The 20,442-nt window shown below is 67.6% G+C and carries 19 protein-coding genes; 15 read left to right on the top strand and 4 right to left on the bottom strand.

Annotation, left to right across the window (positions count from 1 at the left end; all coding sequences use genetic code 11):
- Positions 1-77 precede the first annotated feature (77 nt).
- A complete protein-coding gene (locus tag RVF83_RS02355; RefSeq protein WP_005198164.1) occupies positions 78-1,169 on the top strand; it encodes a GIY-YIG nuclease family protein in 1,092 nt (363 codons plus the stop codon).
- 15 nt (positions 1,170-1,184) lie between these two features.
- Here the strand turns inward: RVF83_RS02355 and sigK are convergent, their stop codons facing one another.
- The gene (gene sigK, locus RVF83_RS02350) at positions 1,185-1,745 is read right to left on the bottom strand and encodes an ECF RNA polymerase sigma factor SigK (RefSeq protein WP_005198166.1); all 561 of its coding nucleotides are present in this window, start codon (positions 1,743-1,745) and stop codon (positions 1,185-1,187) included.
- 223 nt (positions 1,746-1,968) lie between these two features.
- Between sigK and RVF83_RS02345 the strand changes: the two genes are divergently transcribed.
- The 10 genes from RVF83_RS02345 to RVF83_RS02300 all read left to right on the top strand — a co-directional run bounded on the left by RVF83_RS02345 (position 1,969) and on the right by RVF83_RS02300 (position 12,919).
- Entirely contained in the window at positions 1,969-2,562 is a 594-nt protein-coding gene (locus RVF83_RS02345) for a DNA-3-methyladenine glycosylase I (RefSeq protein ID WP_005198168.1), read from the top strand.
- 30 nt (positions 2,563-2,592) lie between these two features.
- Positions 2,593-3,339 carry a maleate cis-trans isomerase family protein gene (locus tag RVF83_RS02340; RefSeq protein WP_005198170.1) on the top strand — a complete coding sequence of 249 codons (747 nt, stop codon included), beginning with the start codon at positions 2,593-2,595 and terminating at the stop codon, positions 3,337-3,339.
- A complete protein-coding gene (locus tag RVF83_RS02335; RefSeq protein ID WP_005198172.1) occupies positions 3,336-3,728 on the top strand; it encodes a PPOX class F420-dependent oxidoreductase in 393 nt (130 codons plus the stop codon). Before RVF83_RS02340 ends, RVF83_RS02335 begins: the two co-directional genes overlap by 4 nt.
- Before the next feature lie 253 nt (positions 3,729-3,981).
- Positions 3,982-4,080, top strand: a complete 99-nt coding sequence (locus RVF83_RS02330; RefSeq protein ID WP_083877529.1) for a potassium-transporting ATPase subunit F — start codon at positions 3,982-3,984, stop codon at positions 4,078-4,080.
- A gap of 184 nt (positions 4,081-4,264) precedes the next feature.
- Complete coding sequence (gene kdpA / locus RVF83_RS02325; RefSeq protein ID WP_423132999.1) at positions 4,265-5,908, top strand: potassium-transporting ATPase subunit KdpA; 1,644 nt, start codon at positions 4,265-4,267, stop codon at positions 5,906-5,908.
- An 11-nt stretch (positions 5,909-5,919) separates the two neighbouring features.
- Positions 5,920-8,046 carry a potassium-transporting ATPase subunit KdpB gene (gene kdpB / locus RVF83_RS02320; protein WP_255220660.1) on the top strand — a complete coding sequence of 709 codons (2,127 nt, stop codon included), beginning with the start codon at positions 5,920-5,922 and terminating at the stop codon, positions 8,044-8,046.
- A gap of 5 nt (positions 8,047-8,051) precedes the next feature.
- Positions 8,052-8,687 (top strand): potassium-transporting ATPase subunit C, encoded by a 636-nt coding sequence (locus RVF83_RS02315; RefSeq protein ID WP_039880377.1) that lies wholly within the window; start codon positions 8,052-8,054, stop codon positions 8,685-8,687.
- A 19-nt stretch (positions 8,688-8,706) separates the two neighbouring features.
- Entirely contained in the window at positions 8,707-11,292 is a 2,586-nt protein-coding gene (locus RVF83_RS02310; protein WP_005198176.1) for a sensor histidine kinase, read from the top strand.
- Positions 11,289-11,987, top strand: coding sequence for a response regulator (locus RVF83_RS02305; RefSeq protein ID WP_005198179.1), 699 nt, complete (start codon positions 11,289-11,291; stop codon positions 11,985-11,987). The genes RVF83_RS02310 and RVF83_RS02305 overlap by 4 nt, the downstream gene beginning before the upstream one ends.
- The gene (locus tag RVF83_RS02300) at positions 11,984-12,919 is read left to right on the top strand and encodes an aminoglycoside phosphotransferase family protein (protein WP_005198181.1); all 936 of its coding nucleotides are present in this window, start codon (positions 11,984-11,986) and stop codon (positions 12,917-12,919) included. Before RVF83_RS02305 ends, RVF83_RS02300 begins: the two co-directional genes overlap by 4 nt.
- 3 nt (positions 12,920-12,922) lie before the next feature.
- Here RVF83_RS02300 and RVF83_RS02295 read toward each other — a convergent pair whose 3' ends face one another.
- Positions 12,923-13,648, bottom strand: a complete 726-nt coding sequence (locus RVF83_RS02295; protein WP_005198183.1) for a maleate cis-trans isomerase family protein — start codon at positions 13,646-13,648, stop codon at positions 12,923-12,925.
- Positions 13,649-13,707: 59 nt separating this feature from the next.
- On the opposite strand from RVF83_RS02295, the gene RVF83_RS02290 reads away from it, so the two are divergent.
- The 4 genes from RVF83_RS02290 (at position 13,708) to RVF83_RS02275 (ending at position 17,945) form a co-directional block, all read left to right on the top strand.
- On the top strand, positions 13,708-15,114 hold the full coding sequence (locus RVF83_RS02290; protein ID WP_005198185.1) for an amidase: 1,407 nt from the start codon (positions 13,708-13,710) through the stop codon (positions 15,112-15,114).
- A complete protein-coding gene (locus RVF83_RS02285; protein ID WP_005198187.1) occupies positions 15,111-15,626 on the top strand; it encodes a DUF3830 family protein in 516 nt (171 codons plus the stop codon). The genes RVF83_RS02290 and RVF83_RS02285 overlap by 4 nt, the downstream gene beginning before the upstream one ends.
- A gap of 10 nt (positions 15,627-15,636) precedes the next feature.
- On the top strand, positions 15,637-16,425 hold the full coding sequence (locus RVF83_RS02280; RefSeq protein WP_005198189.1) for a GntR family transcriptional regulator: 789 nt from the start codon (positions 15,637-15,639) through the stop codon (positions 16,423-16,425).
- A gap of 125 nt (positions 16,426-16,550) precedes the next feature.
- Positions 16,551-17,945: an MFS transporter gene (locus RVF83_RS02275; protein ID WP_005198191.1), complete on the top strand. Its 1,395-nt coding sequence runs from the start codon at positions 16,551-16,553 to the stop codon at positions 17,943-17,945.
- Here RVF83_RS02275 and RVF83_RS02270 read toward each other — a convergent pair.
- Both RVF83_RS02270 and RVF83_RS02265 read right to left on the bottom strand, forming a co-directional pair.
- Positions 17,942-19,153: a M20 family metallopeptidase gene (locus tag RVF83_RS02270; RefSeq protein WP_005198193.1), complete on the bottom strand. Its 1,212-nt coding sequence runs from the start codon at positions 19,151-19,153 to the stop codon at positions 17,942-17,944. The genes RVF83_RS02275 and RVF83_RS02270 overlap by 4 nt on opposite strands.
- Positions 19,150-20,391, bottom strand: coding sequence for a PLP-dependent aminotransferase family protein (locus RVF83_RS02265; protein WP_005198194.1), 1,242 nt, complete (start codon positions 20,389-20,391; stop codon positions 19,150-19,152). The genes RVF83_RS02270 and RVF83_RS02265 overlap by 4 nt, the downstream gene beginning before the upstream one ends.
- Between the last annotated feature and the right edge of the window lie 51 nt (positions 20,392-20,442).

Below are 20,442 nucleotides of genomic sequence, written 5' to 3'. Positions count from 1 at the left end.
GTGCGTGCTGGCATCATCGCCACCATGAACCGAAAGCCACCTCCTCTCCACGTCGTCGGCGGCGCGCGATGAGCAGGATGGATGCCGTCGAGCTGCCGGTCACCGCCCTCGCCGAATTTCTGGAGTCGACGGCCTTCGCCGAGATGCTCGACCCGGAGGACGAGCGGTCCGCCTCGCGGGACGCCCGGGCGCGCAAGGCCGAGGTCGTCGACGTCGTGCGCGCGATCGACGCCAACGCCGGTCGACGGTTCGTCGACCGGGAGCGCGCCGGCGAGGTCATCATCGGGGGTCTGCGCGGAGGTGGGCTAGGGGTGCGGCCCACGGTGGTCGATGCGGTGCTGAACCTCCTGCGGCCGGTCGGTGTTCCGGCCCCGGGTGCGCCGAAACCCGTTCCCGTCGAAGTCCAGTCGGTGCTCGGGGTGTACGTCTTCGCGCTGGTCGATCCGAGGGATGCCTCGGTGTTCTACGTGGGTGCGGGACGCGGGAACCGGGTCCACCACCACGCCCGCGCGGCGCTGGCCGGCGTGCCACCCGACGCCGGGGAGGCGGTGGGGGAGGCCGACTCGCCGGCGATCTTCAACGCAACCGAGGAACGCATCACAGACATCGACGCCGACGGATTCGGTGTGGAGCACTGGATTCTCCGACACGGCGACGACGTCGTCGACTCCGCCGAGGGGCTGGCGTCGTATATGCAGCAGTTCACGGTCGAGTTCGCCGACCTGGCGCGACTCGCGCTGACGAACAGCGTGCCCAGTGGCGCGATCCAGCTCTACGAGATGGTGTTGCAGCATGCGGCGCCGCTCGCACCGCCGCTACCCGAGCCGTGCGTGCTGGTGAAGGTCGACGACGCCGCGCGGCCCGAAGCCGGCGCCGAACAGGTCTACGAGTGGGCGCGCAGCGGATGGCGTGCCGGACCGCATCGCACGGTGCCCGACCTGCCGGTCCTGGTGTTCGCCGACGACATCGTCCGCGCGGTGCACCGGGTCGACTACTGGGAGGCGTACCAGGATGCCGACGGCAATCTCGACCCGAAACGGTGGGTTTACACCGGTGCGCCGGATGCCGAGCTGGAAGAACGGTACGTAGGGACCAGCCTGCGCGAGGTCCGCGAGCGACGGGGCGGCAAGTGGAACCACAACGGGTGGCACCCGTACGGACAGGTGTGACGGGTCCGAGATCGCCTAACCGGTCGCGGCCAGTCCCGGCACGGTCTGACGCAGCCGGATGAGGCCGTCGCGGATGCGTGACTTGACCGTGGGGAGGGCGACCCCGAGGTGCTCGGCGACCTCGCGGTAGGTGAGGCCGTGGAAGTAGGCCAGCTCGATGGCCTGCCGCTGGATGGGGGTGAGACTCTCGAGGCCGGTGTGGATCAGGCGGGCGATCTCGCGGCGCTCCACCGACTCGCTGACCTCGTCGATCTCGCGGCTGGTGTCGGCGATGCCGTAGGCGACGGTGCGCCGGGTCGCGGCGGACTCCGACCGGACGCGGTCGACGGCCCGACGATGAGCCAGGGTCAGAATCCAGGAGAGTGCCGAACCGGAGCGGGGGTCGTAGGTCTCGGCGTTGCGCCAGACGGCCAGGAAGGTCTCCTGTGTTGCCTCTTCGCTGTAACCGGGATCGCGCAACACTCGCAGGGTCATGCCGTACACCCGGTCGCAGGTGGCGTCGTAGAACTGGGCGAAAGCGTCCATGTCCCCGGTCGCCACGCGGGCAAGGAGGCTGTTCAGGTCGGATTCATGCATCACGAAACTCCTTGGCGCAGTGGTGTTGTCACGCTTCCGGGGCGGGATTCGGCGTCGGTGCCGGAGTGCTCTCGGTGCGATGTGTCCAACGCTATGCGGGCGGCAGCCGGAAGTGATCAGCGAGAGACACAACGGGATGCTTTCGCAATCTTCGGTAACGAAACGATAACGGCGGCCATCTGTCGTGACCGTGCCGTAGCCTCCTCGCCACGAGAGGAGTCGTATGTCCGAGGACACCATAGAGGGGCCAGACGGTCGGCTGCGTTGCTTCTGGGCGGGCCGCGAGCCGGAGACCACCTACCATGACACCGAATGGGGATTCCCGACCACCGACGATACGTCGTTGTTCGAGCGGGTGTGCCTCGAAGGCTTCCAGTCGGGCCTCAGCTGGCGAACGATCCTGACGAAACGGGAGAACTTCCGCGCGGCCTTCGTCGGCTTCGATGTGGAGAAGGTCGCGCGCTACACCGACGCCGACGTCATGCGCCTGTTGGGCGACGCGGGCATCATCCGCCATCGCGGGAAGATCGAAGCGGCAGTCAACAACGCGCGGCGGGCCGTCGAGCTCATCGACGAATTCGGCTCGCTCGAGTCGTACTTCTGGGGATATGCGCCTGCCGGTGATCACGTGCCGAATTCGATGACGACGTCACCCGAGTCGGTCGCGATGTCGAAGGACCTCAAGAAGCGCGGGTGGCGTTTCGTGGGGCCGACCACGATGTTCGCGCTCATGCAGGCGACCGGGATCGTCAACGATCACGCCTACGGATGCGTGATCCGGGACGAGGTGGACGCCGCACTCCGCCAGCGATTGTAGACAATCGAACAATGTGCCATCATCCGGAGCATGAACGCCCAGATCGGCATCGGGATGGTGTGCCCGTTCGACATGGCTCTCGACCGGGAGCTGTGGCGGTGGATGCCGGACTCGGTCTCGTTGTACTTCACCCGGACCGGCTACATCGGCGCACCCGTCGACGTTGAACTGTGCCGGGATCTCAACAATCACGCCGAGATCGCGGCGGCCGTGAAAGCTGTCTCCTCGGTCGGGCCGCGTGCGTTCGGCTACGCATGCGCGTCGGGCAGCTTCGTCTACGGGATGGCGGGCGCGATGGAGATCTCCCACTGCATGCTTGCCGCCGGTGCGGACCGGGCGGTGACGACCTCGGAGGCGCTGATCCGGGCGCTCGACACGATGGACATCGGCACCCTCGCCGTCGCGACGCCGTACACCGCGGAGCTCACCGGATTGCTCTGCGACTTCCTCGCCGAATCCGGGCGGAGCGTCGTGGCCCAGACCGGCCTCGGTCGTGATCGCGAGATCTGGAAGATCCCGTATCACGTGACGGCAGACCTCATCCGCGCCGCGAATCATCCCGACGCCGATGCCGTCTTCGTCTCCTGCACCAACCTGTGGACCTACGACATCCTCGCCGACCTCGAGGCCGAGCTCGGCAAGCCGGTCCTCTCCGCCAACCAGGTGACCGCATGGGCGACGCTCTGCGATGCCGGTGTGCTCGGCGGCGAGATCACACCCGCGGACTGGTCGACAACTCACGCGCAATCGCTGTTCGCCCGTAGCATTGCCGCATGACCTCTGAGGCCGCGACCTTCGGCGAGGCGGGTACCGCCAAGTACGTGAACCTGACGACCTACCGCAAGGACGGCACTCCGGTGGCGACCCCGGTGTGGGCGGTACTCGACGGTGCCCGATTGCTCGTGTGGACCGAAACCGAAGCGTGGAAGGTCAAGCGAATCAGGCGGAATCCGAAGGTCCTCGTTCAGGCCACGGATGCGCGGGGCAAGAAGCTGACCGGCGAGCCGGTCGCCGGCACCGCGGTGGTGCTCGACGCGGAGGGCACCGCACACGTCCGAAAGAAGCTGATCGAGAAGTACGGGCTGCTCGCGCGGGTACTGATCTTCGCCAGCAAGGTGCGTCGTGGAGAAAGCGGCACCATCGGGATCGCGATCACCGCGACCTAGTGGCACGCCCCCGGTGAGTACGACCGGGTGACAAGGGGTCGTCAAGAACGGCCGGCGTCCCGTAAGAACGGCGTTAAGAACTCTCCGGTGCCCCGCGGGGCGCGTGATCCTTCGGTGTGCCCACCGCACGGTGGGCCATCGGTGCGATCAGAGAGTGAGTCATCGTGGCGGATCTGCTGTTCCTGCTGCTCGCCATCTCCGGCTTCGGCTTGTGCGTACTGGCCGTTCGCGGCCTCGACCTGCGGATCAAGTCGTGACCGCCGACGGGGTGATCAACGTAGCGCTGCTGGCGCTGGCGGCGGTCACGGTGCTGCTCCTCCTCCTGGCTCTCGTGTTCCCGGAGAGGTTCTGAGAAGCGATGAGCACAACTGTTGCCGGGCTCCTGCAGGTCGGGACGCTCGTCGTGATCCTGGCCGCCGTCTACGTGCCGTTGGGCGACTACATGGCGCGTGTGTACACCGGGGATCGAGACCTCGGCGTCGAGGGCATCCTCTATCGACTGGCCCGCGTCGACCCGCGTAAGCAACAGTCCTGGGGTGGGGTATGTCCTTGCCGTACTGGGGTTCTCGGCGGTCTGCTTCGTGGTCCTCTACGCGATCCAGAGGATGCAGGGAGCACTTCCGCTGTCCGACGGCAAGTCCGGTGTGTCTCCGGCGACGGCGTTCAACACCGCGGTCTCCTTCGTCACCAACACCAACTGGCAGTCGTACTCACCCGAGATCGTGATGACCAACCTGACCCAGATGGCGGGACTGGCGGTACAGAACTTCGTCTCCGCCGCGGTCGGGATGGCCGTTGCCGTCGCGCTCGTCCGCGGGATCGTCAACCGCCGGGCCACCGGTGAGATCGGGAACTTCTGGGTGGATCTGGTCCGCGGGGTGATCCGGATCCTGTTGCCGCTGAGCATCATCGTGGCGACGTTGCTGCTGAGTCAGGGGGTCGTGCAGTCCTGGCACAGCGGATTCGCGTGGACGACGACGGATGGCGCAGAGGTGCGCAGTGTCATCGGCCCGTTCGCTTCCCAGGAGGCGATCAAAGAACTCGGTACCAACGGCGGCGGGACATTGTCGGCGAACTCGGCGCACCCGTTCTCCAATCCCACGCCGTTCTCGAATCTGGTCGAGATCTTCGCGCTGCTGGTGATCCCGGTCTGTCTCACCCGGACCTACGGAACCCTCGTCCGGGACCGGAGCCAGGGGCTGACCCTTCTCGGTGTGATGGCAGGGATCTGGGCGATCATGCTCACCGCCGTATGGATCTTCGAGAGCCACGCGTCCGGGTCGGCGTCCCACGCGGCGGGGGCCATGATGGAAGGCAAAGAGGTGCGCTTCGGGATTCCGGGTTCGGCGCTGTTCGCGGTCTCGACCACCGGGACCTCGACCGGTGCCGTCAATTCCGCGCACGACAGCTTCTCCGCGGGCGGTGGGGGCGCGGTCCTGTGGAACATGCTCCTCGGCGAGGTCGCGCCCGGTGGGGTCGGATCGGGGCTGTACGGAATCCTGGTGATGGCGATGATCACCGTCTTCATCGGTGGACTGCTGGTCGGCCGGTCGCCGACGTTCCTCGGAAAGCGGATCGGTCAGCCCGAGATGACAACGGCGGCGCTCTATGTCCTCGTCATGCCGGCACTCGTGCTCGCGGGTACGGCGATCTCGGTGATCCTGACGGCGACCGGGGAGGCGCAGGGGAACAGCGGCGAGCCGGGAACGCCCGGTGCGATCCACGGTTTCAGCGAGGTTCTCTACGCATACGCGTCGGCGGCCAACAACAACGGCAGTGCCTTCGGCGGGCTCACGGTGACCGATGACTGGTTCCAGGCCTCCCTGGGCGTGACGATGCTGCTGGGTCGGTTCGTGCCGATCGTGCTCGTGCTCGCCCTCGCGGGCCTGCTCGCCCGGCAGCGTCCGCGCGGCCAAGCCGATGAGAGCGCAGCCGAGCGCACCCCCGAGAGCGCCGGTGTCACCGGAGCCGGCCCCAGCGGCCTCGCGGGACCCGGTCTCGGGCGCGTCGTGCTGGAGGCCACGGCGGCCGATCCGGTCGCACGTCCGGAGGCGCTCTCCACCCTGCCCACGCACGGCTTCCTCTACGGGTTCCTGCTCATGGCGACCATCGTGCTGGTCGCCGGACTCACCTTCTTCCCGGCCATTGCGCTGGGACCGATCGCGGAGGCGCTGCTGTGACCACACGACTGATCGACACCGACCGCAGCGCCGCCCGCGCCGAACGCGACGCGCGCCACGAACCGGAACTGGTGTCCCGTGGCGCTTTCGATCTCCGCTCACTCGTGACGTCGATGCCCCTGGCCCTGCGGAAACTGAACCCTCGCGATCAGGCCCGTAACCCGGTGATGTTCGTGGTGTTCCTCGGCGCTGTCGTGACCACCGCCCTGGCGATCCTGCGCCCGTCCTGGTTCAGCTGGACCGTCGCGGCCTGGCTGTGGTTCACCGTCGTCTTCGCCGCGCTCGCCGAGGCCGTGGCCGAGGGGAGAGGGCGGGCGCAGGCCGAGAGCCTGCGAAAGATCAAGCGTGACACCGTGGCCCGTCGGTTACGAGGGGGTCGGTTGGGAGACGGGGCCGTCATCGACGAGGTGCTCGGTGGTGCGCTGCGCGTCGGCGACCTCATCGTGGTGGAGGCCGGAGAGGTCATCGCCGGCGACGGGGATGTGGTCGACGGCATCGGCACCGTCGACGAATCGGCGATCACGGGTGAGTCGGCTCCAGTCGTCCGGGAGTCCGGAGGAGACCGCTCCGCGGTCACCGGCGGCACCGTCGTGCTCTCCGACCGGATCATCGTCAAGATCACGACGGCACCGGGCGAGACCTTCGTCGACCGCATGATCGCGCTGGTCGAAGGTGCGGACCGCAAGAAGACGCCCAACGAGATCGCACTCGACATCCTGTTGACGAGCCTGACGATCATCTTCCTGCTGGCGGTGGTGGCGGTCGGACCCATGCAGCAGTACGCGGGTCGGTCGCCGGACCCGGTCGGACTGATCGCGCTGCTGGTCTGCCTCATCCCGACCACCATCGGCGCGCTGCTCAGCTCGATCGGCATCGCGGGGATGGATCGGCTCGTTCAGCGCAACGTGCTCGCGATGTCGGGCCGGGCGGTCGAGGCCGCCGGGGACATCGACACCTTGCTGATGGACAAGACGGGGACCATCACCTACGGCAACCGCCGGGCCACCGCCCTGCACCCGGCCCCGCACGTGCCGGTCGACGAACTGGCGCGGGTGGCCTCGGAGTGCAGTCTCGCCGACGACACTCCCGAGGGGCGGAGCATCGTCGAGTTGTGCCGGACCTCGTACGGGGTGGAACCGGTCGCGGAGGCGCCGACCGTCGGCGGGACTCGCCGCGAGGTGGTCGCCTTCACCGCCCAGACCCGCATGAGCGGCGTCGATCTGCATGACGCCGAGGCGACGGTGGTGTACCGCAAGGGAGCGGCCGACGCACTCGGACGCTGGGTCGCCGACTCGGCGGGAAGCGTGGAACCGGCGGTCCTCGCGGACGTGGAGCGCGTCTCCATCGATGGTGGTACTCCGCTCCTGGTCGGGGTGCACCAGGAGGGCCACCCCGCCCGCGTGCTCGGAGTGATCGCGCTGACCGACGTCGTGAAGCCGGGGATGACCGCGCGATTCGCCCAACTGCGCTCGATGGGAATCCGCACGGTCATGGTCACCGGCGACAACCCGCTCACCGCCCGGGCCATCGCGGCCGAGGCCGGGGTCGACGACTTCGTCGCCGAGGCCACCCCCGAGGAGAAGCTCGCGCTCATCCGTTCCGAGCAGCAGGCCGGACGCCTCGTCGCGATGACCGGAGACGGAACCAACGACGCACCCGCGCTCGCACAGGCGGACGTCGGGCTGGCGATGAACACGGGGACCTCGGCGGCCAAGGAGGCCGGCAACATGGTCGACCTCGACTCCGATCCGACCAAACTCATCGAAGTGGTCGCGATCGGGAAGCAACTGCTCATCACTCGCGGGGCTCTCACCACGTTCTCGCTCGCCAACGACCTCGCGAAGTACTTCGCGATCCTCCCGGCGATGTTCACCGTCGTCCACCCGCAACTCGACGCTCTCAACATCATGCGTCTGCACTCTGCGGAGTCGGCCATGGTCTCGGCGGTGATCTTCAATGCGCTGATCATCGTCGCGCTCATCCCACTCTCGTTACGGGGAGTGCGATATCGCCCGTCGTCGGCCTCGAAGCTGCTCGGGCGCAATCTGCTCGTATACGGCCTGGGTGGCGTGCTCGCCCCCTTCGTCGGCATCTGGCTGATAGACCACGTGGTCCGTTTCCTTCCCGGGATGGGGTGAGCGAGATGAAGATGATCGTTACCGGCCTTCTCCGGCAAAGCGTCGCAGCACTCGGGATGCTCCTCGGGCTCACCCTCATCCTCGGATTCGCCTATCCCGCCGGGGTGTGGGCGATCTCGCGGGTCGACTCGTCGAGTGCCGAGGGTTCCCGTCTCGTCGACGCCTCCGGATGTGTGGTGGGCTCGTCGCTCATCGGACTCGATCCACAGGTGCCGGCGGGTGGGCCGGACCCGTATCTCCACGCGCGTGTCCTCGGTGCCGAGGGTGCACCGATGGCCACCGGCGATCCGTCCGCGTCGGCGGCGAGCAATCAAGGTCCGAACAGCGTGATCCTCCTCGACAACATCGAGGATCGACGGGCGCTCATCTCCGCTCGGGAGGGCGTGGCGCCGCAGGCGGTTCCGGCTGACGCCGTCACCGGATCGGGGTCAGGGCTCGATCCCCACATCAGTCCGGCATACGCCGAACTGCAGGTGCCGCGACTGGCGCGCGAGAATCGCCGCTCGCCGGAGGCGATCCGCTCGCTGATCGCCGCCCACACACAGGGCAGACAGTGGGGGTTCCTCGGAGAGCCCAGTGTCGACGTCCCGTCGGTGAACGTGGCGCTCGGTCATGGGCCGGCCACGTGTCACACCCGTTGACCGGCGATAGAATCGGCGGATGACCTCAGCGGCGGGACCGGGGACGACGCCGGTCACGACACCGCAGGCGGCGTCGCACAGGCGCTCGGACGGGCGAGGCAAACTGCAGGTCTTCCTCGGATGCGCGCCCGGTGTCGGGAAGACCTACGAGATGCTCGCGCAGGCCCGGAACCTTCGGGACGAAGGTGCCGACGTGGTGATCGCGGTCGTCGAATCGCATGGGCGGCCGGCGACTGCGGCCCTCGTGGAGGGCCTGGAGGTGATCCCCAGGATCGCCCGCCCGTATCGGGGGTCGACATTCGACGAGATGGACCTCGACGCGGTCCTGGCGCGCCATCCGCAGGTGGCGCTGGTGGACGAACTCGCCCACACCAACACCCCGGGATCTCGAAATGCCAAGCGTTGGCAGGACATCGAGGAGATCCGCGACGCCGGCATCGACGTCTGCTCGACCGTCAACATTCAGCACCTCGCCAGCCTGAACGACGTCATCGCCCAGATCACCGGCGCCGTGCAGAGGGAGACGGTGCCCGACGACGTCGTTCGCGGCGCCGACCAGATCGAGCTCGTCGACATCGACCCGCAGGCGCTACGGCAGCGCCTGTCCGCGGGCAAGGTCTACCCGAGCAGCCGGGTCGACGGGGCCCTGGGCAACTACTTCCGCCAGGGAAATCTCACCGCGCTGCGCGAGCTGACGTTGCTGTGGCTGGCCGACCAGGTCGACGACAAACTCGCCGATTATCGTGCGGCACACTCGATCACCGACACCTGGGAAGCCCGAGAACGAGTCGTGGTGGCGATCACCGGCGGGCCGGAGTCGCCCACCCTGCTGCGTCGTGCGAGTCGTATCGCGTCGCGATCGAGCGCGGAATTGCTGGCCGTGCATGTGGTCCGGGGAGACGGCCTGAGTGATCACGGCGTAGATCTCACCGCACTCAGAGAACTCGCCGCCGGGTTCGGCGCGCGGATCCACACGGTGGTCGGCGACGACATCCCGGCCACCCTGCTGGAGTTCGCACGTGGGGTCAATGCAACACAATTGGTACTGGGTACCTCCCGCCGACCGCGTTGGCAACGGATCTTCGACGAGGGTGTCGGGGCGACGGTCGTGAGCGGCAGCGGACGCATCGATGTGCACATGGTCACACACGAGGAGACACCCCGCCGACATCGGCTCGACATCCGCGACACCAGGTTCCATCGACCGTTGAGCTGGATCCTCGCGGTGCTCGTGCCGGTGGCGGCGACCGGTGTGCTGCGGCTGCTCGATCCCTGGCTCGGGTTCACCAGCCAGTCGGCGCTGTTCTTCGTGTCAGTTCTCGCGGTGTCGATGCTCGGAGGTATCGCGCCCGCGGCGTTGTCGGCGGTGGTCTCCGGGCTGCTGTTGAACTACTTCTTCACCGATCCCCGGTTCACCTTCACCATCGATCAACCGGACAACCTGATCACCATCCTGGTGATGCTGCTGATCGCGACCGCCGTGGCCGCGCTGGTCGATTCGGCGACCGTGCGGCGCGCCCAGGCGCAGGACGCCACGCGCGAGGCGGAACTGCTCGCGATGTTCTCCAGCGTCGTGCTCGGCGGCGCCGATGTCCCCGGTCTGTTGGAACGGCTACGAGAGACCTATGACCAGTCGGCCGTCGCCCTGGTCCGTCGTACATCGAAAACCTCTCGGACAGTTGAGGCCTGGGTCGGCGACCGCCCGCTGAACGGTCCGGACGAGGCGGACACGACGTGTTCGGTACCGGGTGAACAGTTCGAGCTGCTGCTTCGCGGGCCGAAACTCGGTGCGCGGGACCGGCGGGTGCTGGCCGCGGTCGCCGGGCAGGCGGCAGGTGCGGTCGAGCGGCACGCGCTGGAGGTCGAGGCGGCATCCGCCGAGGCCCTGGCCCGAACCGATGAACTCAGGCGTGCGTTGCTGTCCGCGGTTGGCCACGACCTCCGCACCCCGCTCGCGGCGGCCAAGGCCGCGGTGTCCAGTCTGCGCAGCGATGACGTCACCTTCAGTCCCGACGACACCGCGGAACTGCTGGCGACGGTGGACGAGTCGGTGGACCACCTGGCGGGACTCGTCGGCAATCTGCTCGACTCCTCCCGTCTCGCCGCAGGCGCCGTACGCCCCCAGATGCAGCACACGTTCCTGCCCGAGGTCGTGCACCGCGCCGCGGCCGGGGTGCAACGGCTCAACCCGGACCTCGTCCTGACCATCGACCTCGGCCAGGCCTGGGCCTACACCGACCCGGGTCTGCTGGAACGTGCCCTGGCAAATCTCATCGACAACGCCCACCGGCATGGCGGGCCCGACGTCGAGATCACCGTCAGCGGAACCGGTGACGACCCGCCGCGCTGTGTGATCCGCGTCGTCGACCACGGGCCGGGGCTGCCCGCCACCGACCGCGAGCAGGTGTTCGCGGCTTTTCACCAGGGCGGCGACACCGCGGGGGCGTCGTCGGGGGTGGGGTTGGGGTTGTCCGTGGCGAACGGATTCATCACGGCGATCGGAGGAGAACTGTCGACCGCCGACACACCCGGGGGCGGTGCCACGATGATTGTGAATCTGCCTACCGTGGCGGACATTTCCGGGCCGGAGGAGGGGATACGGTGAACGCCGACAAGAGCCGCGTCCTCGTGGTCGACGATGAGCCCCAACTGCTGCGAGCGTTGCGGATCAATCTGAATGCGCGCGGTTTCGCGGTCTCGACGGCGGCGACGGGGACGGCGGCCCTGTCGGCGGCCGCGCGGTTCAACCCGGACGTCGTCGTACTGGACCTCGGGCTTCCCGACATCGACGGGTTGACGGTCCTCGAGGGTTTGCGCGGATGGACGACCGTTCCGGTCATCGTGCTCTCGGCGCGGACCGACGCGGCGGACAAGGTGGTGGCGCTGGATTCCGGGGCCGATGACTACGTCACCAAACCCTTCGGGATGGAGGAGTTCCTGGCCCGGCTTCGCGCCGCGCTCCGTCGCGGCGCGGCGTCGGGGGTGACGACAGAGTCGCCGGTGGTGGACGCCGGGGCGTTCGTCGTCGACCTCGCCGCGAAACAGGTGACGCGTGCGCAGGAGCCGGTCCATCTGACCCCGACGGAGTGGGGAATCCTGGAGATGTTGGTACGGCACGAAGGAAAGCTGGTGTCCCAGAGCGACATCCTGAACTCGGTGTGGGGTCCCGGGTATCTGGGGCAGAGCAACTATCTTCGCGTCTACCTGGCGAGTCTCCGACGGAAACTCGAAGAAGATCCGGCACACCCGCGTCACCTGATCACGGAGGCGGGGATGGGCTACCGATTCGTGCGTGCATGATCGGCCCAGCGGACATCCCTTCGGGTCTGGCAGAGCAGTCCACCCTTGGGCCCGCCTGGCAGGACTGGCTTCGCCGGCTGCCTGCAACCGCGTCGGGGCTTCTCGTCGACTGGGAACTCCGTCGCGACGGGCACGAACTGTGGCACGGTTTCGAGTCATTGGTCATTCCGGTGGTCGGTCACGACGGCCGGCGTGCGGTCCTGAAGGTCGCCTTCGACGGTGACGACGAAGGCGCCCAGGAAGCACTCGGGCTGCAGCACTGGGCCGGTCGTGGTGCGGTGCGGATGCTGCGCGCCGACCCTCGGCGACGCGCCCTGCTCCTGGAGCGGCTGGACCGGACCGACCTCACCTCGGTCGACGACGACGCGGCGTGCCAGGTGGTGGCTGACCTGTACGGCGCACTGCACATACCTGCTCCCGGCCGGATGTCACTGCTCACGGCCCACCTCGAGCGGTGGCTCGCGGGTCTGGAAACCATGCCCCGGGATGCACCGGTGCCGAGAAGGTTTGTGGAACAGGCTCTCTCGCTCGGCCGGGACTTCCTCTCCGACGCGGCGACGGTCGGCGCCGTCGTACACGGCGACCTCCACCACGAGAACGTGCTCGCCGCACCCTCCGGCGACCGGCGCTGGCTGGCGATCGACCCCAAGCCGATGTCGGGGGACCCGCATTACGAACCCGCGCCGATGCTGTGGAACCTGCTCGATCGCCGGCACGGCGACCCGCGGTGGGTGATCCGGTCGCGCTTCTACACGATCGTCGACGCCGCGGGCCTCGACCCGGACCGGGCGCGGGACTGGGTCACCGTCCGCATGATCCTCAACGCGCACTGGGCGATCCAGGATGCGGAGAGGGCGTCGCGTGTGCTCACCGCCGACGATCGCGAGTGGATCACCACCTGCATCACGGTGGCCAAAGCGGTCGTCGACTGACCGTCAGCGAGTGAACAGAGTGCCCAATTCCGGTATGACCGCGGAGATCCCGGCGAGACGCAGGCCCTGCCACGCGGTGACCTGATTGGCGGTCAGCACGGGCTTCGCGAACTTCTCCTCGAGTCCGGTGATCCACCTCGCGGTGTGCAGGGCGGTGTCGGGGATCAGGATCGCCTCCGCGTCGGGATGGTCGGCGGCCGCGATCATGTCGAAGAGGCCGTCCCCGTCGAGGAACCCGGCCTCGGAGGCGGTCTCGATGTCGTTGGCGCGCAGCGCGACCACCTCGATGCCGCCGTCGCCGAGGAAGCCGATGAACCGCGAGGCCAGGGGATCGGGGTACGTCGCGGCGATCGCCACCCGGGCCAGTCCGAGATGGTGACATGCCTCGACGAAGGCCAACGAGGTCGACGAGACGGGGCGGTCGGCCAGTGTGGCGATGTCGGCGACCTGGCGACGGGCGCCGTCGAGGCCGTGGACGAAGCTCCCCGAGGTACAGGCCCACATCACCGATACCGGCTCGTCGGCCTGGGCTCGTCGCAGCCCCTCGGCGAGGCGGTGCTGCTCGCCGGCCGCGGCCATGGCGTCGACGGTGTGGTCGTCGGAATCGATCTCGGTGATGGTCACCGGCAGCCGGACCGCGGCGCCCGAGGCCACGAGTGCGGACTCGATGAGTTCGTAGTCGTCTTCGGCAGCATGACCGGGATAGAGCATCGCGACGGTGGTTGTCACCCGCACACCTCCAAGGTAGATTGTCAACAATCTACCAAGTGCGACAGATGAGGGGGCGCATGTCGGAAACGGCCCGCTGGCTCAGCGCGATCGAACTGGCCGACGCCTACCGGACCGGTGAGCTGACGCCAGAGGCGGTGGCCGTCGAATTGCTCGACCTCGTCGACCGGGTCAACCCGTCCGTCAACCCATTCTGCCTCGTCGACCCGGACACGACGCTCGCCGCCGCCCGGGACTCCACCGAGCGTTTCCGGGCGGGCGCGCCGCTGGGGCCGCTCGACGGGGTGCCGGTCAGTATCAAGGATCTGCTGCTCACCCGTGGCTGGCCGACGCTGCGCGGCTCGCTGATGATTGAGCCGGACCAGATGGCCTGGGATACCGACGCCCCTGCGGTCGCGCGACTCCGCGAGGCCGGCGCGGTGATGCTGGGCAAGGTCACCACGCCGGAGTTCGGGTGGAAGGGCGTCACCGACAGCCCGCGCACCGGCGTCACCCGCAACCCGTGGAACACGCTGCGGACGTCCGGTGGGTCGAGCGGTGGTTCGGCCGCGGCACTCGCGGTCGGACTCGGTCCGCTGTCGGTGGGAACCGACGGCGGTGGATCGATCCGGATACCGGCCGCGTACTGCGGGGTCGTCGGGTTCAAGGCGACGCTCGGCCGGGTGCCGATGTATCCGCCGAGCCCGTTCGCCCCGGTCGCGCACGTCGGACCGATGACCAGGACGGTCGGCGACTGCGCGCTGCTCCTCGACGTTCTCAGCGGGCACGATCCGCGGGACTGGGCGGCGTTGGCGACCCCGGACGAGAGTGCTGCCGCCGCGATCGCCGATGTCCGGGATCTCTCCGATCTCCGGATCGGGTACAGCTCCGACCTCGGCTTCGGATCGAACGATCCTGGAGTGCAGGCGAATACGGATCGCGTCGTGTCGGTGCTCGAACAGCTCGGGGCGACGGTGGAGAAGGTGGACCTCGGTTGGGATGACCCGGCGTGGGCATACCACATCATCTGGTTCGCCGGAGCCGACGTGGTGGTGCGAGGACTCGGACCGGGGGCGGAGAAGAAGGTCGATCCGCTGCTTCTCGAGGCGCTCGACAGACATCGGGACTTCACCGCAGGCGATTTCGTGAGCGCGAACGCGCTGCGCATGGAGATGGGCACCACGATGGGTCTCTTCCACGAGGAGTTCGACCTGCTCGTCACGCCCTCGATGCCCACGGTCGCCTTCGAGGCGGGACGCACCGTTCCCGAGGGATCGGCGTCGCCGGACTGGACGTCGTGGACGCCCTACAGCTATCCGTTCAACCTCACGGGGCAGCCGGCGATCACGGTGCCCAGCGGATTCGTCGACGGTCTGCCGACGGGTGCGCAGTTCGTCGCTGCGCGACATCAGGATACGACCGTGCTACGGGTCGCGGCGGCCTATGAGGCGGCCGCCGGCTTCACGATGTTGGGAGATCGTCCGTGACCGAGCGGCCAGCCGAACGATTCATCACCGTGACACTCGAGGAGCGAGGCGTGACGGCGGTGGCGCGGATGCTCGATGCCGAGGCGCCCCGGACCGCCGGCGCGGTCTGGGACGCATTGCCGCTGGGTGGCCAAGTGTTCCACGGAAAGTTCGCGCGCAACGAGATCTACACGCTGCTACCGGCATTCGCGCCGGTGGAACCGGGTGCGGAGAACACAACCATCACGCCGATCCCCGGCGATCTGTGCTATTTCACCTTCGACGGTGTTTTGGACAACCCCGCATATGGGTACGATCCCACATCCGCGCCGGCCGAACATCGGCTGCTCATCGACCTCGCCGTCTTCTACGGAAGAAACAACCTGCTGGTCAACGGCGATGTCGGCTGGGTGCCGGGGAACGTGTTCGCCACCATTACGGCGGGCCTGGAAGACTTTGCGGCGGCTTGCAACGACGTCTGGATGGGCGGCGCGCGGGGTGAAACGCTCACCTATGCGCGCTTGGAGCGGTAAGAAAGAAGGAATGACGGTGGCGATCACAGTGGATGAGGACGACTCGGGCGCGGACCGCCCGGGAGGTCGAGCTACCACTCCTCACCAGGCAAAACGAGGCGGTTCGACGCGCCGTCGGGTGCTCACGCCTCTGGTGCAGGAGTCGACACCGGCGATCATCGCGCGTAAGTTGCACAATGCCATTGCGAACGGCGACTTCCCGCCCGGGTCGCAGTTGACGGAGTCCGGTCTCGCCGCAGACCTGGGCGTCAGCCGCGGTCCGTTGCGTGAGGCGATGCAACGTCTCACCGCGGAGGGTCTGCTGGTCAGCCATCGCAACCGGGGCCTGTTCGTCGTCTCGATGGAGAGAGACGACATCCGCGACATGTACGTCGCGCGCACAGCGGTGGAACGTGCTGCCGTGCAACAGGTCATCGCGCGCGGCGAATCAGAGGCGGTGGCCGCGCTGGACGAGGCCGTAGAGGCCATGCGCGCGTTCGTCGACGAGCCGAACGGTGCCGGGATGGCCGAGGCTGACATGGGATTTCACCAGACGCTGGTGGAACTCGCGGAAAGCCAGCGCCTTTCGCGTCTCCACGAGACGATCCTCGTGGAGACACGAATGTGCTTGCGAGCCATGCGAGGAACATATTCATCGGGAAAGGAACGGATCGACGAACACCAGGCGTTGGTGGACGCCATAGCTGCGGGGGATTCTGCCAAGGCGGATGCGCTGATGATCGAGCACATGGCCGACGGGCTGCGTCGATTGATCGGTGACGGCGACGACGCCGGCGATCTCACCGCATCCGGGAGCTGATCGCTCGCGGTTCGGATGTTCATGGTCGGTCGAGCAGGCTGCCGTCCGTGCACAGGGTTCACCAACGCCGGAGATGACCCAGCGAGGGGCGAATTCACGGCCCCGATGACATTCAGGAAGCGCAGATGAGCGACACGACGCCAGCGGACACTTACGAGCAGCTCGCCCCGGACCCGGAGTCACCCGAGGGACGGAAACTACTCCACAAGGCCATCGGTGCCTCGGCCATCGGAAACGCCACCGAGTGGTACGACTACGGCGTCTACGCCGCGGCCTCGGTCTACCTGACCCAGGCCTTCTTCCCGGGTGATTTCGGAACCATCGGCACCATGCTCGGTTTCGCGGTCTCCTTCGTGCTCCGCCCGCTCGGCGGAATGATCTGGGGACCCATCGGCGACCGCATCGGCCGCAAATCCGTCCTGGCCATGACGATTCTGCTGATCTCGGGCGCCACCGCGCTCATCGGCCTGCTGCCCACCCACGCGTCGATCGGTGTGTGGGCGCCCGTCCTGCTGATCCTGCTCCGCGTCGTCCAGGGTTTCTCGACCGGCGGTGAATACGGCGGTGCGGCAACGTTCATGGCCGAGTACGCGCCGGACAACAAGCGCGGTAAGTACGGTTCATTCCTCGAGTTCGGTACCCTCGCCGGCTTCTGCGGCGGTACCGCTTTCGTCCTGCTCCTGCAGCTGGGACTCTCCGATTCGCAGATGGATCAGTGGGGTTGGCGCATCCCGTTCCTGCTCGCGCTGCCCATGGGCCTGATCGGGCTGTACCTCCGCTCGCAGATGGACGACACCCCGGTCTTCCAGGAGCTGGAGCAGGAGGACGAGATCAAGGGTTCGGCGTGGACCCGGTTCAAGGATCTGCTCGTCAACTACCGGCGACCGATCCTGACGATGTTCGGCATGGTCATCGCACTCAACGTCGCCAACTACACGCTGTTGGCGTATCAGCCGACCTACCTGCAGAACACCATCAACCTGTCCGAGACCTCGGCGAGCGTCGTCAACCTGATCGGGCAGCTCGTGATGATGTTGCTCATCCCGTTCTTCGGCTGGTGGTCGGATTCGACCGGGCGTAAACCGATGTGGTGGGGATCGCTGGTCGGCCTGTTCGTCCTCGCGCTACCGCTGTACTGGCTGATGGGCCAGGGATTCGTCTGGGCGATCGTGGCATTCGTGATCCTCGGCGCGCTCTACATCCCACAGCTCGCCACCATCTCGGCGACCTTCCCGGCGATGTTCCCGACCCAGGTCCGATACGCGGGCTTCGCGATCTCCTACAACGTCGCGACCGCTGCCTTCGGCGGTACGGCGCCTCTGGTGAACGATGCCGTCGTGGAGGGCACCGACTGGAACCTCTTCCCGGCCGTGTACATGATGGGCGCCTGCGCCATCGGCATGGTCGCGCTGCTGTTCCTGAAGGAGACCGCGGGCTGCTCGCTCCGCGGCACCGAGATCCCCAGCAGGGAGAACGACTTCCACGAGCTGCAGAAGAAGCCGGCGGAGTCGAGGGCCTAGCCCAGCAACCTCAGCCCGGCGAGCGTGTACGCCTTTGCCGCAGTGACGAGATCTGCGATGGCGACCGACTCGTCGGGCTGATGTGCGTCGGTGTTGATGTTGCCCGGGCCCAGGACGATCGACGGGATTCCGAGGTCGCGGCTGACGAAACCGCCGTCGCATGCGGCGGTCCAGCCGCCGACCGAGGTCGCGGTGCCGGCGTCGGTGACCGAGCCGACCGCAGTGGTGACGAGCGGGTGGTCCGCGGCGGTCGCGAAACCGGGCATCTCCATGGTGACGCGCACGTCGACGGTGATGCCGTCGGTGTCGATCTTGTTGTCGCGGATGGTCTTCCGGAGGTCCTCGGCGATGGCGTGCGGATTCTCGAAAGGCATCAGGCGACGGTCGATGCCGAGGGAACACGTCGGCGCGACGACCGAGATGCCTTGTCCACCTTGGATGGTGCCGACGTTCCAGGTGCCGCAGCCGAGCAGGTCGTCGAGCGTCTCGTGAAGGTGTTCGTGGTCGGCGCGGATGATCTCGACGATCGCCGCGGCGGCATTGATGGCACTGCGCCCGTCGGCGGGACGGCCGGAATGGGCGGCGCGGCCGGTCACGTCGATCTCGATGTACGACGCACCGCGGCAACCGCGGACGATCTGCATGTCGGTGGGTTCGGCGACGATGCAGCCGAGGAAGTCGTGATCGGCGGGACGGCCGACGAAGTCGCGCACGCCGATGCCGTGCTCCTCCTCGTCGACCGTGCACACCAGGCGCACCGGGCCGGAGAGTTCGACGCCGACGTCGCGTGCACGAGACAACACGCTCATTGCCGCGACGACGGCCGCGATCCCGCCCTTCATGTCGGTGGTGCCGCGCCCGTAGAGACGGCCGTCGCGGGTCCGCACGGTGTACGGGTCGGCGGTCCAGTTCGGGCCCGCGGGCACCACGTCGGAGTGGCCGAGGAACATCAGGCCCGGGCCGTCGCCGCCGGGGAGGGTGGCGATCAGGTTCGGACGCCCGGGAGCCACCTCATGGGTGTCGACGTCGAAGCCGAGCGCGCGGCACGCCTTCTCCAGGATCTCGACGGCGGCGCCCTCGGTGCCGCCCGGATTCTCGCTCGGCGCCTCCACCAGCGCGGTGGTGAGCGCGGTGATCGCGGCCTCGTCGATCAGGTCGACGAGGGACTGCTCGGCCGGACTCAGCTCAGTTACGTGTTCACCGCTCACCGTGCCATCTTCTCAAGACTGGACGTGAGGCGTCGAATACCTTCGTCGATCCGGTCCGGCGTGCTCGACGCGAAGCACAGGCGCATCGAATTGCGGAATCGGCCGCCCGGCGACAGTGCCGGGCCCGGGATGAAGGCGACGCCATCGGCCAGGGCGATCTCGAACAGCTCCCGGGTGTCGATCTCGGCGAACTCCTCCCGCAGCGTCACCCACAGGAAGAAGCCGCCTTCCGGGTTCGTGGTGACCACGCGGTCGCCGAGGTGGCGGGCGATGGAGTCGAGCATGGCGTCCTTGCGCTCGCGATACAGCGAGCGGATGCCGGCGAGATGGTCCTCGAGGCCACCACGCGCGATGTACTCCGCCACGATGTGCTGGTTGGGCACGTTGGTGCAGGTGTCCATGGCCTGCTTGCCGTTGATGAGCAGCTGCCGCAACGACGGGTCGGCGTCGACCCAGCCGACTCGCCAGCCGGGAGCCAGGATCTTCGAGAAGGTCCGCACCGAGAAGATCAGCGGATCGCCCGGGCTCAGCGTCTGGAAGGTGGGGATGTCGGTACCCGCGAAGCGGAGCAGCCCGTACGGGTCGTCATCGATGATGACCGAACCCCAGGTGTGGGCCAGGCGCAACAGCTCGCGGCGTCGTTCCTCCGACATCGTGACCCCGGACGGGTTCTGGAACGTGGGGATCGTGTAGATCGCCTTGGGGGTCTTGTGGGTGTGCGCCACCAGATCGGCGAGCTGGTCGACCTGCATGCCGTCGTCGTCGACGGGCACCTCCAGCAGTTGTGCCCCATAGGACAGCGCGGTGGCGCTGCCATTGGTGTACGTGGGGGACTCGACGATGACCAGGTCACCGGGGTCGACGAACAGCTTGCAGGCGAGGTCGAGGCCCTGCATGCCGCCGGTGGTGATCACCAGACGGTCGTGGGTCGACGGATCGGGCGTCGTGGCGAGGTAGTCGACGAGCAGCTGCAGCAGCCGCGGTTCACCTTCGGTGGCGCCATAGGTGAACGACGTGTGGTCGAGGATCTCGCCGGCGATCTGACGGAACTCGTCGGCCGGAACGGCCTCGTCGGCCGGTGAACCCATCGCGAAGCGCACGATGTCGTGGGACTGTGCGGCAAGCAGGGAGGTCGACGAGTCGATCATCGACCCGACCAGGTCCTTCGACCGCCCGGCCAGAGGCAGCGTGGGGCCGGAATGCCGTACGTCGTTCACGGGTTCGGTCGTTGTGGTCATGTCGTGCACCTCGTCTCACCAGGCCTTCGTGGCTCGTCGCTTTCGCTCCTC

It is taken from the genome of Gordonia rubripertincta (genome assembly GCF_038024875.1).
Classification (GTDB): domain Bacteria; phylum Actinomycetota; class Actinomycetes; order Mycobacteriales; family Mycobacteriaceae; genus Gordonia; species Gordonia rubripertincta.
This window is presented reverse-complemented; position numbering and strand designations above follow the sequence as displayed.

Coding starts and splice junctions, on each gene's coding strand:
- RVF83_RS02345 (WP_005198168.1), top strand. CDS start 1,969: ATGTCCGAGGACACCATAGAGGGGCCAGACGGTCGGCTGCGTTGCTTC.
- sigK (WP_005198166.1), bottom strand. CDS start 1,745: ATGCATGAATCCGACCTGAACAGCCTCCTTGCCCGCGTGGCGACCGGG.
- RVF83_RS02275 (WP_005198191.1), top strand. CDS start 16,551: ATGAGCGACACGACGCCAGCGGACACTTACGAGCAGCTCGCCCCGGAC.
- RVF83_RS02340 (WP_005198170.1), top strand. CDS start 2,593: ATGAACGCCCAGATCGGCATCGGGATGGTGTGCCCGTTCGACATGGCT.
- RVF83_RS02355 (WP_005198164.1), top strand. CDS start 78: ATGGATGCCGTCGAGCTGCCGGTCACCGCCCTCGCCGAATTTCTGGAG.
- RVF83_RS02280 (WP_005198189.1), top strand. CDS start 15,637: ATGACGGTGGCGATCACAGTGGATGAGGACGACTCGGGCGCGGACCGC.
- RVF83_RS02310 (WP_005198176.1), top strand. CDS start 8,707: ATGACCTCAGCGGCGGGACCGGGGACGACGCCGGTCACGACACCGCAG.
- RVF83_RS02290 (WP_005198185.1), top strand. CDS start 13,708: ATGTCGGAAACGGCCCGCTGGCTCAGCGCGATCGAACTGGCCGACGCC.
- RVF83_RS02315 (WP_039880377.1), top strand. CDS start 8,052: ATGAAGATGATCGTTACCGGCCTTCTCCGGCAAAGCGTCGCAGCACTC.
- RVF83_RS02265 (WP_005198194.1), bottom strand. CDS start 20,391: ATGACCACAACGACCGAACCCGTGAACGACGTACGGCATTCCGGCCCC.
- RVF83_RS02335 (WP_005198172.1), top strand. CDS start 3,336: ATGACCTCTGAGGCCGCGACCTTCGGCGAGGCGGGTACCGCCAAGTAC.
- RVF83_RS02300 (WP_005198181.1), top strand. CDS start 11,984: ATGATCGGCCCAGCGGACATCCCTTCGGGTCTGGCAGAGCAGTCCACC.